The following is a 15,932-nucleotide window of genomic DNA, read 5'->3' as shown; positions in this document are numbered from 1 at the left end:
ACAGGGATTACGCCGAATTCGTGGGAGCGGGCTTGCCCACGAAGGCGTCCTTCCAGTCTCCACAGAACCACCAGCCCGACGCTCCACGAACGAGCAACACGCTTCGATTCGGTGCAAGAAACCCTCCCTCCTGAACACAAAACCCACAAAACCCCAATAAATCCGGGCACTTCACCCAGTTGGCACAACCGCTGCATTACCCCTCTCAACATACATAAAGCCCGACCTTCAACGACGAAGGCCAGGCTTCCCGAGAGAACGGGACCAGGACAAAGGCGTCCTCGCTAGGCAACTAGCGGGACGCCTTTTTTTGTTTGCGCAAAATTTCTCGAGCAAGGCCTGACTGCCCACAAGAGGCAAGCCGCAAGCTCCCCGGAGAACCTGATGAAAAAACTCAAACTGGTGATGATCGGCAATGGCATGGCCGGGGTCCGGACCCTGGAAGAACTGCTCAAGCTGAGTAACGAGCTGTATGACATCACGGTCTTCGGCGCCGAACCGCATACCAACTACAACCGCATCCTGCTGTCGCCGGTGCTGGCCGGTGAACAGACGTTCGAAGAGATCGTCCTCAACGACCTGGACTGGTATCTGGAAAACAACATCAAGCTGCTGCTCAACCGCAAGGTGGTGCAGATCGACCGGGTCAAGCGTCGGGTGATCGCCGAGGACGGCACCGAGGCCGAATACGATCGCCTGCTGATCGCCACCGGCTCGACCCCGTTCATCCTGCCCATCCCCGGCAACACCTTGCAGGGCGTGATCGGCTATCGCGACATCGCCGACACCCAGGCGATGATCGACACCGCCAAGACCCACAAGCACGCCGTGGTGATCGGCGGCGGCCTGCTCGGCCTCGAAGCCGCCAACGGCCTGATGCTGCGCGGCATGCACGTCACCGTGGTGCACCTCGGTGAATGGCTGCTGGAGCGGCAACTGGACAAGACCAGCGGCCAACTGCTGCAAAGCGCCCTCGAATCCCGTGGCCTGCACTTCCGCCTGTGCGAACAGACCCAGGCCCTGCACGACGCCGGCAATGGCCGGGTCGGCTCGGTGCAATTCAAGAACGGTGACATCATCCCCGCCGATCTGGTGGTCATGGCCGCCGGCATCCGCCCCAACACCGAACTCGCGGAAAAGGCCGGTATCCCGTGCAATCGCGGGATTCTGGTCAACGACACCCTGCAAACCTACGACCCGCGCATCTATGCCATCGGCGAATGCGCCAGCCATCGCGGCATCGCCTATGGCCTGGTCGCGCCGCTGTTCGAGCAGGCCAAGGTCTGCGCCAACCACCTCGCGCAACTGGGTTTCGCCCGCTACCAGGGCTCGGTGACCTCGACCAAACTGAAAGTCACCGGTATCGACCTGTTTTCCGCCGGCGACTTCATGGGTGGCGAAGGCACCGAGACCATCACCCTCTCCGACCCGATCGGCGGGGTGTATAAAAAACTGGTGATCAAGGATGACGTGCTGGTCGGCGCCTGTCTGTACGGCGATACAGCGGATGGCGGTTGGTATTTCCGGCAGATCCGTGAGAATCACGCCATCAGCGAGATCCGCGATCACCTGATGTTCGGCGAAAACGCCCTCGGCGACGTAGGACATCAGGGCCAGGACAAAGCCATGAGCATGGCCGACAACGCCGAAGTCTGCGGCTGCAACGGCGTGTGCAAGGGCACCATCGTCAAGGCGATTCAGGAGCACGGCCTGTTCAGCGTCGACGAAGTGAAAAAACACACCAAGGCCGCCAGCTCCTGCGGCTCGTGCTCGGGCCTGGTGGAACAGATCCTGATCAACACCGTCGGCGGTGCGGCGGACGTCAAACCGAAAAGCGAAAAAGCCATCTGCGGTTGCAGCGACCTCAACCACGGGCAGATTCGCCAGGCCATTCGCGAACAGCATCTGCTGACCATTGCCGGCACCATCAGCTACCTCAACTGGCGCACTCCGAACGGCTGCGCGACTTGCCGCCCGGCCCTCAACTACTACCTGATTTCCACCTGGCCCGGCGAAGCCAAGGACGATCCGCAATCGCGCCTGATCAACGAACGCGCCCACGCCAACATTCAGAAAGACGGCACCTACTCCGTCGTGCCCCGGATGTGGGGCGGCGTGACCAATCCGTCCGAGCTGCGCCGGATCGCCGACGTCGCCGACAAATACCAGGTGCCGATGGTCAAGGTCACCGGCGGCCAGCGTATCGACCTGCTGGGGATCAAGAAACAGGATCTGCCGGGGGTCTGGAAGGATCTCGACATGCCGTCTGGCCACGCCTACGGCAAATCCATCCGCACCGTGAAAACCTGCGTCGGCAGCGAGTTCTGCCGCTTCGGCACGCAAAACTCGACACAGCTGGGTATCGACCTCGAACACGACCTGTTCAACATGTGGTCGCCGCACAAAGTGAAACTGGCGGTCTCCGGATGCCCACGCAACTGCTCGGAAGCGGGGATCAAGGACGTCGGCATCATCGGCGTCGACTCCGGCTGGGAGATGTACATCGGCGGCAACGGCGGGATCAAGACCGAAGTCGCCGAGTTCTTCGTCAAGCTCAAGACCGCCGAAGAAGTACGCGAATACAACGGCGCTTTCCTGCAGCTGTACCGCGAAGAAGCCTTCTATCTCGAACGCACCGTGCACTACATGCAGCGGGTCGGCATGGAACACATCAAGAAAGCCGTGCTGGAAGATCCGGTGCGTCGCAAGGCGTTGAACGAACGCCTGCAGTTCTCCCTGTCGTTCGAGCAGGACCCGTGGAAAGAGCGCCTGGCACAGCCGCAACTGAAGAAAGAATTCGACGTGATCCCCGTGAAAAACCTGGAGGTGCCGGCATGAACTGGCTGGATATCTGTGCCCTAGAAGAGATCAATGCCCTCGGTTCGCGGATCATTGCCGGGCCGAAAGGCGACATCGCGATTTTTCGTACAAGCGACGATGAGGTTTTCGCTCTCGATGATCGCTGCCCGCACAAGGGCGGCCCACTGTCCCAAGGCCTGATCTACGGCAAACGCGTGGCCTGCCCGTTGCACAACTGGCAGATCGACCTGCAAACCGGTGAGGCCCAGGCACCGGATGTCGGTTGCGCCCACCACCACGCGGCCAAGGTCGAAAATGGCCGTGTGCTGCTGGCCCTGCGGGACGCCGTCTGATGAACCGCCAGACGACCGCCTCGACCTGCTGCTACTGCGGGGTCGGCTGCGGCGTACTGATCGAGCATGACGGCGAGCGCATCCTTGGCGTCAGCGGCGATCCGGCGCATCCGGCCAACTTCGGCAAACTGTGCAGCAAAGGCTCGACGCTGCACTTGACCGGCGACCTGACGGCGCGCGCCTTGTACCCGGAATTGCGTCTGGGCAAGGCGCTCGCGCGCAGCCGCACCGACTGGGACAGCGCTCTGGAACATGCCGCCCATGTGTTCGCCGAAACCATCGCCGAACATGGCCCGGACAGCGTGGCGTTCTACATCTCGGGGCAGTTGCTCACCGAGGACTACTACGCCTTCAACAAACTGGCGCGGGCGCTGGTCGGCACCAACAACATCGACAGCAATTCCCGCCTGTGCATGTCCTCGGCGGTGGTCGGCTACAAGCGCAGCCTCGGCGCCGACTCGCCACCGTGCAGCTATGAAGATCTGGAACTGAGCGATTGTGTGATGATCGTCGGCAGTAACATGGCCTACGCCCACCCGGTGCTGTTTCGTCGGCTGGAAGAGGCCAAATCCCGCCGCCCACAGATGAAAGTCATCGTCATCGACCCACGACGCACCGACACCTGCGACCTGGCGGATCTGCATCTGGCAATCCTGCCGGGCACCGACGTCGCCCTGTTCCATGGGATTTTGCATCTGCTGCTGTGGGAAGACTGGATCGACCGCGACTTCATCAAGGCCCACACCGAAGGCCTCGCCGAACTGAAAAACCTGGTGCGTGATTACACCCCGCAAATGGTTTCGCAGTTGTGCGGCATCAGCGTCGAGCAATTGCAGGAGTGCGCAGAGTGGATCGGCACCTCCCCCAGTTTCCTGTCGCTGTGGTGCATGGGCCTCAACCAGTCCACCGCCGGCAGCGCCAAGAACAGCGCATTGATCAATCTGCACTTGGCCACCGGGCAAATCGGCCGGCCCGGCGCAGGACCTTTCTCCCTGACCGGTCAGCCGAATGCCATGGGCGGGCGGGAAACCGGCAGCCTCTCCAACCTCCTGCCCGGCCACCGTGAAGCCGCGAACCCCGAGCACCGCGCCGAAGTGGCCGCGTACTGGGGCGTGGAGCAACTGCCGGAAAACCCCGGCCTGAGCGCCATCGAATTGTTTGAACAGGTGCGCAGCGGCAAGATCAAGGCGCTGTGGATTGCCTGCACCAACCCGGCGCAATCGATGCCGGACCAGAACGAGGTACGCACAGCACTCGAAGCTTGCCCGTTCGTGGTGTTGCAGGAAGCCTTTCGCACCACCGAAACCGCCGCGTTCGCCGACCTGCTGCTACCGGCGGCGAGCTGGGGCGAGAAAGAAGGTTCGGTCACCAACTCCGAGCGGCGGATTTCCCACGTTCGCCGGGCCATTCCCGCACCGGGCGAGGCGCGACCGGACTGGGCGATCACGGTGGATTTCGCACAACGCCTGGAGAAACGTCTGCGGCCCCGCGCCCCCAGCCTGTTTGCCTTCGAGCAACCGGCGCAACTGTTCGACGAATACAAGGTTTTGACCCGGGGACGTGATCTGGATCTGTCCGGGATCAGCCACGCCTTGATCGACCGGATCGGCCCGCAGCAATGGCCCTTCCCCGCCGAGGCCAGCGAAGGCACGGCACGTCTGTACAGCGACGGGGTGTTCCCCACGGCCAGCGGTCGCGCGCAATTTGTCGCTGATCCGTACCGCGCCGCCAAGGAGCAACGGGATGCACGCTTCCCGCTGACCCTGATCACCGGGCGCCTGCGCGATCAATGGCACGGCATGAGCCGTACCGGCACTGCCGCGCAACTGTTCGGCCATGTTGGCGAAGCTGTGTTGAGCCTGCACCCGGACGAGTTGCGCCGGCATCGCTTGCAGCCGGGGGACCTGGTCAATCTGAAAAGCCGCCGGGGTGCGGTGATCGTCGCGGTCGGCAGCGATGACAGCGTGCGTCCGGGCCAGGCCTTTCTGCCGATGCACTGGGGGGACCGTTTTCTCAAGGGCGGTGTGAATAACCTCACCCAGCCCGCTTTCGATCCGCTGTCGAAACAACCGGAACTCAAGCACAGCGGTGTGCGCCTGGAACGGGTGGATTTGCCGTGGCAACTGTTCGCACTGATCGAGGGTGATGTGCAACGGCATTTCGAGACCCTACGACCGCTCTGCGAGGCATTTTCCTACGTAAGTTTCAGCCTTGTCGGACGTGAACGTCCGGCGTTGCTGATACGCGCGGCCAGCGCCGTGGCGCCAGACCCGCAATTGCTGAAGGAAATCGACCAATGCCTGGCGCTGATCGACGGCCCGGTACTCGCCTATGACGACCCGCGTCGGGCCATCGGCAAGCGCGTACGTATCGAAAACGGCGGGATCACTGCGATTCGCCTGGCTGGCGAAACCCTCGCCCAGCATTGGCTGCAAGGCCTTTGGCTGGAGGGCCGCGCAGACGAACAACTGCGGCGCTGGCTGCTGGCGCCGATGAGTGCGCCACCGGGGAATGTCGGGGTGCAGGCTGTGGATAAAACCCTGTGCAACTGCAAGAACGTCAGCCAGAGCGCGGTCTGCGCCGGCATCAGCCAGGGCCTGGACCTGCAAGGGCTGAAACAGAAACTGGGCTGCGGTACGCAATGCGGCTCCTGCGTTCCGGAAATCAAGCGCCTGCTGGCCGCCAATGCGCAGCCGGCCGCCATCATCTGAAGAGGAAACACCATGAACGCAAAAGTCTGGCTGGTGGGCGCGGGCCCTGGCGATCCGGAACTGCTGACGCTCAAGGCCGTGCGCGCCCTGCGTGAGGCGGATGTGGTGTTGATCGATGATCTGGTCAACGTCGCGGTGCTGGAGCACTGCCCGACCGCGAGGATCATTCCGGTCGGGAAACGCGGCGGCTGCCGCTCCACGCCTCAGGCCTTCATCCATCGATTGATGCTGCGTTATGTCCGCCAGGGCAAATGCGTGGTGCGGCTCAAGGGCGGCGATCCGTGCATCTTCGGCCGGGGTGGCGAAGAAGCGCAATGGCTGCGCCAATATGGGGTCGAGGTGGAACTGGTCAATGGCATCACCGCCGGCCTGGCGGGCGCGACGCGGTGCGATATCCCGTTGACGCTGCGAGGTGTGGCGCGCGGGGTGACGCTGGTCACCGCGCATACCCAGGACGACAGCCAATTGAACTGGCAGGCGCTGGCGCAAGGCGGGACGACGCTGGTGGTGTACATGGGCGTGGCCAAGCTCGGCGAGATTCGCGATCAACTGTTGGCCGGAGGGATGGCGGTGAATACGCCGGTGGCGATGATCGAAAACGCTTCATTGCCGCAACAGCGCGAATGTCGGAGCGATCTGCTGGGCATGGAAGACGAGGCGCACAGATTCCAGCTCAAAAGCCCGGCCATCCTGGTGATCGGCGCGGTGGCCGCCGCTGAGGCTCAAGCCGTTCTCGAGCGTGAACTGCCTGCGATGGCCGCCGGACAGTCCGCGTAAAGACGCCCAGCTTCCCCAAATCGCAGACAAAGAAAAGCCCGGCCAGAGCCGGGCTTTTCTCAAAGCGGCGAGCTAATTACTTAGCTTGAGCTTCAACCTGCGCTTCTACGCGACGGTTAACAGCGCGGCCAGCTTCGGTTTTGTTGTCAGCCACTGGGCGGGATTCGCCGTAGCCAACCGAACCAACGCGGGACGATTCAACACCGTACTGGTTAACCAGAACTTGTTTAACGGCGTTTGCACGACGCTCGGACAGTTTCTGGTTGTAAGCGTCAGGACCGACGTTGTCAGTGTGACCTTCAACAGTGGTGCGAGTCGATGGGTACTGCTTCATGAAGTCAGCCAGGTTTTTGATATCACCGTAGCTGTTTGGCTTGACGACCGACTTGTCGAAGTCGAATTTCACGTCCAGCTCAACACGTACAACTTCAGCAACTGCTGGGCAGCCATCAGCGTCAACGGTTACGTTGGCTGGGGTGTCCGGGCACTTGTCAACGTTGTCGCAAACGCCATCGTTGTCGCTGTCGGAGCAGACTTCAGCTGGTGCTGGAACTGGAGCAGCAGCAGGCTTGTTGCCGCCACCGAAGTTCACGCCCAGACCGATAACTGGAGCGTAGTTCCAGCGACCGTTGTCCAGTTTGTAGTCAGCGTCTACACCAGCACGGGCGTAGAAGTTTTCAGCGAAGTAGTACTTAACGCCAGCGCCAGCGTTCAGGTAGGTCGACTGGTCGCGACCGGTGTGGCCGTCAGCGGCTACGTTGGTCAGGCTGCCGTGCTTCACACCACCAGCGATGTAAGGACGCAGAGCGTCGCCAGCGTTGTTGAAGTGGTACTGAGCGATCAGACCGAAGTTGTCGCCGTCCAGCTTCTGGCTACCAGTACCGTCGTTCGAACGGGTGTGGTTGTTCTTGTCGTAGGTGAAGTTCAAGGACACGTCATCGGTCAAGAAGTAACCGATCGAGGCGCCTGGGTTGAAGCCGTCTTCGACATGGTTAACGCTGTCGTTGTACTGCTTCTTGTAGAACAGTTCGCCTTCAACTGCGCCTTGGCCCTGTGCCAGAGCGCCGAACGAAGTGGCGGCAATCAAAGAACCAATGGCCAAGCCCAAGGTGTTTTTCAGTTTCATCCGTTAAATCCCCATCTGGTGATTGTGAAGCAGTCCCGCAAACCGGGGGACAACTCGGCGGCAAGTCTATCAGAACTTGCCTACACGTAAGAGATATTTGCGCCGAACTAAGTTTCAGCAATGCCTGCAAATTTCTCACGCAATTTATCTAGAGCACGTTTGTACCGCATTTTTGTCGCACTCAAACCCATGTGCATGATGTCTGCGATCTCCTGAAACTCCAGCTCTGCGACAAAACGTAGCACCAGAATTTCACGGTCAATCGGGTTCACATACACCAGCCAGCGATCAAGTCCGCCCTTCTCTTCGGGTTTCGGCGCCTTTTCTTCGGACGCTTCCTCGAGGGGGTCAAGACTCAATGCGTCCATCAAGCGACGCTTTCGCCGTTCTTTCCGATACTGCGTGATGCATTCGTTGTAAGTGATGCTGTACAGCCACGTTTTGAACTTCGATTTCCCCTCGAAGTTCTTCAGTCCGTACAGCACCTTCAGCATCACTTCCTGACAGACATCGTCTGCGTCGCGATCGTTCCCAAGATATCGTGCACAAACGTTAAATAATGTTCGCTGGTAACGCCGCATCAGTTCTTCGTAGGCGCGCGTCACGTGAAAAAGCTCGGTATGCGAGCGCGCGACCAACTCCTCATCGGAGAGCTCGCGGGGGTCGTAGCGCGTGGATAGCGTTTGGGCTTTATTCAAAACAAGTCGTGCCGACAGTCAGGTCAATGTCCACCGCAGCCAGCACCTGCTGGCATTTTGCGGCGGCATACATTAGCAGGGTTTGCCGGGTTAGCGGCTACTCACATGCTGTTCCAGCAGGATCCGATTGGAGAGTGAGACTAGCTCACCCTCATCGGTCAGCAATGTGGTCTTCACCGTGCCGATCTCCTCGATCTGCCCTTCGACCTCGCCAACACGCACTTGTTGCCCAACCTGATACAACTCACGCACATAGATTCCCGCAAGAATCTGACCGGCAATTTCCCGGCTTCCCAAACCCATGGCCAGCGCGACGGCCAGACCAACGGTAATCAATACGATGACGATCACATGGTTCAGCAGGTCGGTCTTGACTTCGAGCTGACTGATCGCGACCGAGATGCTGATGATGATCACCAGCCCCTGGGCAATGCGCCCCAATCCCGAAGCGTAGTCCAGACCGACGCCTTCTGCCGCGCCGCGCACCAGACCATTCGCCAGTTGCGCCAGCAATACACCTACCAGCAGCACCAGCGCAGCGCCGAAAACTTTCGGCACATACAGCGCCAGCATGTCCAGCGTAGCTGAAACTCGCTCAAGGCCAAGGGATTCTGCTGCAGAAACCAGGAAAATCAGCAGAACGAACCAATAGACGATTTTGCCGATCAAGGTCGAAATCGGCACTTGCAACCCGGCGCGGGACATCAGTTTGGTCAGGCCGGTGCCGCCCATCAGGCGATCGAGGCCGAGTTTGGCGAGCAGTTTGGACAGCAAGGTGTCCAGCAGCTTGGCCACGACAAAACCCAACAACAGCACGACCAGCGCACCGAACAGGTTGGGAATGAAATTAGCGACTTTGGTCCACAACGCAGTCATTGCAGTGACGAGGCTCTGAGTCCAGAGATCAAGTTCCATATTCAATCAGCCTTATCAGCAGTGCGAGCGGTAGGTTTACGAAGACGGGAAACCGGAGCGACATGGGCCGATCCGTTGTTCAGGGCGATCATCAGCGCGGGCAGCCAGCGGCCCAGCAGGCTGAACAGATCGCCGGCGCCGACCTGGCGGTTGGCGGTTTTGAGTACGCGGCCCAGGCACGCATCGTCGTCGCGGCCGGACGGCGAGGCGTTGAGCATGTCGCGCAAAGACTGTTCAAACGGATCGTGCATACGCACCTCTCGTGATGTCTGTGAAAGACGCGGGCAAATTTGGTCGGGTCACATGACGCATCTTCATACCCAGCGCAAACGGCGGAACAACCACCATTGCCCGAGCGCTACCGCCACCATCAGCAGGCACGCCACCAGGAAGCCATACGGGCTCCCGGAGAGTGGAATTCCACCGACATTGATACCCAGCAGGCCGGTGAGAAAACTCATCGGCAGGAAGATCCCGGTGATGATTCCGAAGCGATACATCGTGCGGTTCATGCGCACGCTCAAGCGCCGGTCTTCGGCCTCCAGCACAAGCCCCACGCGCTCTCGGGTCAATTCGAGCTCTTCGAGGTAACGGGTCAGGCTGTTGTTCAATTCGTTCCAGTAATCGGCATCGTCATCCACGAACCACGGCAACCGGATCCGGCTCAACTGGCCGAAAATATCCCGCTGCGGTGCGAGGAAACGTTTCAGTCCGGCCGCCCGTCGCCGGATGTGCAAAATGGCACCATGCTCGGGGGTATACCGTTCGTCGGCATCCAGCTTTTCTTCCTCTTCATCGACCACTTCGGAGAGGCAAGTAACCAGATCCTGCACCTTGTTGGTGAGAAACTGCGCCAGATAGAGGATCAGTTCGGAGGAGGTTTTCGGCCCCTTGCCTTCACCGAGCAATGCCAGCAGTTCATCCGTGGCGCGCAATGGCCGCAAACGCAGGGAAATCACCCGTTGCGCGGCGGCGAAGATCCGCACCGAGACCATGTCTTCCGGCTCGGCCCCGGGATTGAGGTTCACCCCGCGCAAAAACAGCAACAGCTCGGAGTCCGGCAACGGCAACAGGCGTGGACGGGTGTTTTCTTCCAGCAGCAGGTCGCAGGCGAACTCGTTGAGCCCACTGGATTTGCGCAACCAGGTCTGGGTCTGCGGGTGACTGCGATCCCAGTGCAGCCACAGGCTTTCATGGGCCTGGAGCTGCAAGTCATCGAGTTCAGTCCGGGCTATCGAACGCGCACCGCCTTTACCGTCCAGCACCAGGGCATGCACCAGCCCCCACTGCGCGTTTTCTTCCTCGAACATCCTCACCCCTGTGCGTACCGCGATTTATTCAGGCATTTTCAGCGGGCTTGGCGAAACGATCACGCCGTTGTTGTCCGCGTAAATGTATTGGCCCGGCTGGAAGGTCACACCGGCGAAGGTCACCGGGACGTTGAGGTCGCCGATACCGCGCTTGTCGGTTTTCATCGGATGGCTGGCAAGGGCCTGAACCCCCAGGTCAGTCTGGGCAATGACGTCAACGTCGCGGATGCAGCCGTAGATCACCATCCCTTCCCAACCGTTTTTCGCGGCCTTCTCGGCGATCATGTCGCCCAGCAGCGCACGGCGCAAAGAACCGCCACCATCGACCACCAGCACCTTGCCATTGCCCTTGAGTTCGGCTTGTTCCTTGACCAGCGAGTTGTCTTCGAAGCACTTGATGGTCACGATTTCGCCGCCGAAGGAGTCGCGGCCGCCGAAATTGCTGAACATCGGTTCCAGCACCTGCACCAGCTCCGGATAGGCGTCGCACAGGTCAGGCGTGAGGTAATGGTTCATCGAAAAACTCCTGTAACAAGGAAGACGATCAAGAATGTCGCTCTCTGGGGAGACGAGTTCCGGCGGTCGCTGTTTACCTTAGTTCATGCCATGGTCGCTGAGCGAACCTGAACAAACGCTGAAACGTAATCGCTAAACAGCCACCAAATATGACCAGAATCGCTCAATGCGTCATATCTTAGCCGCATGCCGACCTGAACGAAATGCCCTTTTCAGAGCGCTTTGCTCACACCGCTGCCGCCAGATCCGCCTTCTCGCCCAGCAACGGCGTCTGTTGATCCGCCAGCCAGCGCGCCACCAGCGGCCAGACTTCGGCTTGCGCAGCCTTGCTCACCAGCATCTCGACATGGCCGAAATTGTCGTTGAAGCCCTGCTCACGTCCCAGATTGATGAACTGCTTGTGCTCGGAGCCGATCTGCTCGAACAGCTTACGGCAGGCCCAGGCCGGATCCTGATGATCTCCGGCAGCGGTCACCGCCAGCACCGGCACCCGCACATCGGCCAGGCCCGCCCACCAATCCTTGTCCTTGTCGCCGAAACGGCCGAACAAGCCGTACCAGCGCATGCTTTCCAGCGCCAGACCGATCGGCTCGTCCTCGGGGCCACGCTTGAGGCGCGAGCCGGACAGTTGGGCAAAGCGCTTGAGAATGAAGCGGCTGCTCCACTCCACCGGCGGAATCTTCAGCGGCCAATAGGTACGACTCACCTGGGTGCCAAAGAACGCCGCCGACGCCACCGCTGGCTCGCCGAGGTATTCACCGCCCAGCGCAGCCGCCAGCGTGATGCCGCCCAGCGAATGGCCGATCCAGTGTGGAATCTGGCCGCTCTGCTCACGCACGAACGCGGCAATCGCCGGCAGATCGTAGCGGGCGTAGTCGGCGACGCGATTGCGCCGGTAGTCCTCGTTGCGCTGGGACAAGCCGTGGCCACGCATCTCCGGAATCCACACATCGAACCCCAGGCGCGTCAGGTAGGCGCCCAGCCCCAGGCCTTTGGGCGAAAACCAGAAGCGTCGGTTGGAAAAACTGCCGTGCAGCAGGATCACCGGCACGCCGCGTGTCGCCGGCTCGTCGGCCATGCCGAGACGGGTCACCGCGATTTCCACGGACCAGTCGGGGCTGTTGCCCGGTTTCAAACGATAAACGTCTTCGCTCAGATCGCCGCGCCGTTCGGCGCTGATCAGGGCGACAGGAAATAGGTTGCTGCTGCTTTGCATAATGCTCTTGCACAAAAAAGGGCGGCATCCACTGGAGCCCGCCCTACTTCAATCTCAAAGCCCCGACCTGCACAGGCAGATCAGGGCTTCATTCACGCCTTATTCCGCGCCCTGGCCTTCCGCCAGGAAGAACCAGGTTTCCAGCACGGTGTCCGGGTTCAGCGACACGCTTTCGATGCCCTGCTCCATCAGCCACTTGGCCAGATCCGGGTGGTCCGAAGGCCCCTGACCGCAGATACCGATGTATTTGCCGGCCTTGTTGCACGCGGCAATCGCGTTGGCCAACAGCTTCTTGACCGCCGGATTCCGCTCGTCGAACAGGTGCGCGATGATCCCCGAGTCGCGATCCAGGCCCAGGGTCAACTGGGTCAGGTCGTTGGAACCGATGGAGAAGCCGTCGAAGAATTCGAGGAACTCCTCGGCGAGAATCGCGTTGGACGGCAGTTCGCACATCATGATCACGCGCAGGCCGTTGTCGCCACGGGCCAGGCCGTTTTCAGCGAGCAGATCGACCACCTGGCTGGCTTCGCCGAGGGTACGCACGAACGGCACCATGATTTCGACGTTGGTCAGGCCCATCTCGTTGCGTACGCGTTTCAGCGCGCGGCATTCGAGTTCGAAGCAGTCACGGAACGATTCGCTGATGTAACGCGAAGCGCCACGGAAGCCCAGCATCGGGTTCTCTTCTTCCGGCTCGTACAGCTTGCCGCCGATCAGGTTGGCGTATTCGTTGGACTTGAAGTCCGACAGACGCACGATGACCTTCTTCGGTGCAAATGCCGCGGCCAGGGTGCTGATGCCTTCGACCAGTTTCTCGACGTAGAAACCGACCGGATCGTCGTAACCGGCGATGCGCTTGTCGACGCTTTCCTTGATGTCCTGCGGCAGGCCGTCGTAGTTCAGCAGCGCTTTAGGGTGTACGCCGATCATGCGGTTGATGATGAATTCCAGACGGGCCAGGCCCACACCGGCGTTCGGCAGTTGCGCGAAGTCGAATGCGCGGTCCGGGTTGCCGACGTTCATCATGATCTTGAACGGCAGCTCCGGCATGGCATCCACGGAGTTCTTCTTGATGTCGAAGCCCAGTTCGCCTTCGAAGATGTAACCGGTGTCGCCTTCGGCGCAGGACACGGTCACGCCCTGACCGTCCTTCAACAGTTGAGTGGCGTTGCCGCAACCGACGACTGCAGGAATCCCCAGCTCACGGGCAATGATCGCCGCGTGGCAGGTACGCCCGCCACGGTTGGTGACGATGGCGCTGGCGCGCTTCATCACCGGTTCCCAGTCCGGGTCGGTCATGTCGGAAACCAGCACGTCGCCCGGCTGGACCTTGTCCATCTCGGAGACGTCCTTGATGATGCGCACCTTGCCCGCGCCGATGCGCTGGCCGATCGCCCGGCCTTCCACCAGCACGGTGCCGGTTTCTTTCAACAGGTAACGTTCCATGACGTTGGCCTGAGTACGGCTCTTCACGGTTTCCGGACGGGCCTGCACGATGTACAGCTTGCCGTCGTCACCGTCTTTGGCCCATTCGATGTCCATCGGGCACTGGTAGTGCTTCTCGATGATCATCGCCTGCTTGGCCAGTTCGCTGACTTCGGCGTCGGTCAGGCAGAAACGCGCACGCTCGGCCTTGTCGACATCGACGGTCTTGACCGAACGACCGGCCTTGGCCTCGTCGCCGTAGATCATCTTGATGGCCTTGCTGCCCAGGTTGCGGCGCAGAATCGCCGGACGACCGGCGGCCAGCGTCCCTTTGTGGACATAGAATTCGTCCGGGTTCACCGCGCCCTGCACGACGGTTTCGCCCAGGCCGTAGGCGCCGGTGATGAACACCACGTCACGGAAGCCGGATTCGGTATCGAGGGTGAACATCACGCCGGCGGTGCCGGTTTCCGAACGCACCATGCGCTGCACGCCGGCCGACAGGGCGACCAGTTTGTGGTCGAAGCCCTGGTGTACGCGGTAGGAAATCGCACGGTCGTTGAACAGCGACGCGAACACTTCTTTGGCGGCGCGGATGACGTTTTCCACGCCACGGATGTTCAGGAAGGTTTCCTGCTGGCCGGCGAAGGACGCGTCCGGCAAGTCTTCGGCGGTGGCGGAGGAACGCACGGCCACGGCCACATCAGGATTGCCGGCCGACAGCGCAGCGAATGCGGTGCGGATTTCGGCGTTCAGTTTTTCAGGGAATTCGGCTTCCATGATCCACTGGCGGATTTGCGCGCCGGTCTTGGCGAGGGCGTTGACATCGTCGACGTCCAGGGCGTCGAGGGCCTTGTGGATCTGGTCATTCAGACCGCTCAGTTCCAGGAAATCACGATATGCCTGAGCTGTCGTGGCGAAGCCACCGGGCACCGAAACACCGGCGCCAGCCAGGTTGCTGATCATCTCGCCCAGGGATGCGTTCTTGCCCCCCACATGCTCAACATCGTGTTTGCCGAGCTTATCGAGGGAAACTACGTACTCTACCAAGGTGATCTCTCCACTAACTGTGTTGGAAAAGCTCAGAAACCGGCGGCTCGGGGGAGCGTTGGCCGGTTGTATGGCCTGGACCTGGAAAATAAGTGAGAATGCCGACCAATGGCGGCCGACAAACCGCGCCTATCATATCCAGAAATACTCATTAGCTTAAGGCCCAAGGTGCAAATGAAACGATCTGCTTTCTTTATCTCCGATGGCACCGGCATCACTGCCGAAACCCTGGGTCAAAGCCTTCTGGCGCAGTTCGAAAACATTACCTTCAGCAAACTCACGCGGCCCTACATCGACAGCGTGGATAAAGCGCGGGCCATGGTACAACAAATCAACAAAGCCGCTGAAACCGATGGTTTCCGGCCGATCATCTTCGACACCATCGTCAATCAGGACATCCGTGAGATTCTCGCAACGTCCAATGGTTTCATGATCGACATTTTCTCGACCTTCCTCGCCCCTCTCGAGCAGGAACTGACCGAGCATTCTTCCTACACCGTCGGCAAGTCCCATTCGATCGGGCACAACTCCAATTACATGGAGCGCATCGAGGCGGTGAACTTCGCCCTCGACAACGACGACGGCGCCCGCACGCACTATTACGACAAGGCCGACCTGATACTAGTGGGCGTGTCGCGATGTGGTAAGACGCCGACGTGCCTGTACATGGCGATGCAATTCGGCATCCGCGCGGCCAACTATCCGTTGACCGAAGACGATATGGAGCGCCTGCAACTGCCGGCCGCCCTGCGCGCGCACCAGCACAAGCTGTTCGGCCTGACCATCGACCCGGATCGCCTCACCGCGATCCGCAATGAGCGCAAGCCCAACAGCCGCTATTCGAGCTACGCCCAGTGCGAATTCGAAGTGCGCGAGGTGGAAAACCTGTTCCGCCGCGAGAACATCCCGCACATCAACTCCACGCATTTTTCGGTGGAAGAGATTTCGGCGAAGATCCTCGTGGAGAAAGGCGTGGAGCGGCGGTTCAAGTAAGGTTGTCGCGCCTGGACGGACGCTTTCGCGGGCAAGTCGCACT

General features: G+C 60.5%; 13 protein-coding genes. 5 read left to right on the top strand and 8 right to left on the bottom strand.

Annotated features, from left to right (window positions below):
• Window positions 1-384: 384 nt before the first annotated feature.
• Genes nirB through cobA form a run of 4 tightly spaced genes read left to right on the top strand, consistent with a single transcriptional unit; the run spans window position 385 to window position 6,640 of the window.
• A complete protein-coding gene (gene nirB, locus KVQ74_RS24870) occupies window positions 385-2,838 on the top strand; it encodes a nitrite reductase large subunit NirB (protein WP_217834009.1) in 2,454 nt (817 codons plus the stop codon).
• Window positions 2,835-3,152, top strand: coding sequence for a nitrite reductase small subunit NirD (nirD, locus tag KVQ74_RS24865; RefSeq protein ID WP_217834008.1), 318 nt, complete (start codon window positions 2,835-2,837; stop codon window positions 3,150-3,152). Before nirB ends, nirD begins: the two co-directional genes overlap by 4 nt.
• Window positions 3,152-5,863 carry a nitrate reductase gene (locus KVQ74_RS24860; RefSeq protein WP_217834007.1) on the top strand — a complete coding sequence of 904 codons (2,712 nt, stop codon included), beginning with the start codon at window positions 3,152-3,154 and terminating at the stop codon, window positions 5,861-5,863. Before nirD ends, KVQ74_RS24860 begins: the two co-directional genes overlap by 1 nt.
• Before the next feature lie 12 nt (window positions 5,864-5,875).
• Window positions 5,876-6,640 carry a uroporphyrinogen-III C-methyltransferase gene (gene cobA / locus KVQ74_RS24855; RefSeq protein ID WP_217834006.1) on the top strand — a complete coding sequence of 255 codons (765 nt, stop codon included), beginning with the start codon at window positions 5,876-5,878 and terminating at the stop codon, window positions 6,638-6,640.
• A gap of 76 nt (window positions 6,641-6,716) precedes the next feature.
• Here the strand turns inward: cobA and KVQ74_RS24850 are convergent, their stop codons facing one another.
• The 8 genes from KVQ74_RS24850 to ppsA form a co-directional block, all read right to left on the bottom strand.
• The gene (locus KVQ74_RS24850; RefSeq protein WP_217834005.1) at window positions 6,717-7,766 is read right to left on the bottom strand and encodes an OmpA family protein; all 1,050 of its coding nucleotides are present in this window, start codon (window positions 7,764-7,766) and stop codon (window positions 6,717-6,719) included.
• Window positions 7,767-7,873: 107 nt separating this feature from the next.
• Window positions 7,874-8,464, bottom strand: coding sequence for an RNA polymerase sigma factor SigX (gene sigX, locus KVQ74_RS24845; protein ID WP_011333251.1), 591 nt, complete (start codon window positions 8,462-8,464; stop codon window positions 7,874-7,876).
• 90 nt (window positions 8,465-8,554) lie between these two features.
• Window positions 8,555-9,379, bottom strand: coding sequence for a mechanosensitive ion channel family protein (locus tag KVQ74_RS24840; RefSeq protein WP_065259736.1), 825 nt, complete (start codon window positions 9,377-9,379; stop codon window positions 8,555-8,557).
• Window positions 9,380-9,381: 2 nt separating this feature from the next.
• Window positions 9,382-9,630: a CrfX protein gene (locus KVQ74_RS24835; RefSeq protein WP_085700244.1), complete on the bottom strand. Its 249-nt coding sequence runs from the start codon at window positions 9,628-9,630 to the stop codon at window positions 9,382-9,384.
• Between the two features lie 63 nt (window positions 9,631-9,693).
• Entirely contained in the window at window positions 9,694-10,689 is a 996-nt protein-coding gene (locus tag KVQ74_RS24830) for a zinc transporter ZntB (RefSeq protein ID WP_217834004.1), read from the bottom strand.
• A gap of 24 nt (window positions 10,690-10,713) precedes the next feature.
• Window positions 10,714-11,205 carry a ribonuclease E activity regulator RraA gene (rraA, locus tag KVQ74_RS24825; protein ID WP_217834003.1) on the bottom strand — a complete coding sequence of 164 codons (492 nt, stop codon included), beginning with the start codon at window positions 11,203-11,205 and terminating at the stop codon, window positions 10,714-10,716.
• A gap of 226 nt (window positions 11,206-11,431) precedes the next feature.
• Window positions 11,432-12,421, bottom strand: a complete 990-nt coding sequence (locus tag KVQ74_RS24820; RefSeq protein WP_217834002.1) for an alpha/beta fold hydrolase — start codon at window positions 12,419-12,421, stop codon at window positions 11,432-11,434.
• Window positions 12,422-12,520: 99 nt separating this feature from the next.
• The gene (gene ppsA / locus KVQ74_RS24815) at window positions 12,521-14,896 is read right to left on the bottom strand and encodes a phosphoenolpyruvate synthase (RefSeq protein WP_217834001.1); all 2,376 of its coding nucleotides are present in this window, start codon (window positions 14,894-14,896) and stop codon (window positions 12,521-12,523) included.
• A 174-nt stretch (window positions 14,897-15,070) separates the two neighbouring features.
• Here ppsA and ppsR point away from each other — a divergent pair, with 174 nt between their 5' ends.
• Window positions 15,071-15,889, top strand: coding sequence for a posphoenolpyruvate synthetase regulatory kinase/phosphorylase PpsR (gene ppsR, locus KVQ74_RS24810; RefSeq protein WP_217834000.1), 819 nt, complete (start codon window positions 15,071-15,073; stop codon window positions 15,887-15,889).
• The last annotated feature ends 43 nt before the right edge of the window (window positions 15,890-15,932 follow it).

The sequence above is a fragment of the Pseudomonas botevensis genome (genome assembly GCF_019145475.1).
Taxonomy (GTDB): domain Bacteria; phylum Pseudomonadota; class Gammaproteobacteria; order Pseudomonadales; family Pseudomonadaceae; genus Aquipseudomonas; species Aquipseudomonas botevensis.
This window is presented reverse-complemented; position numbering and strand designations above follow the sequence as displayed.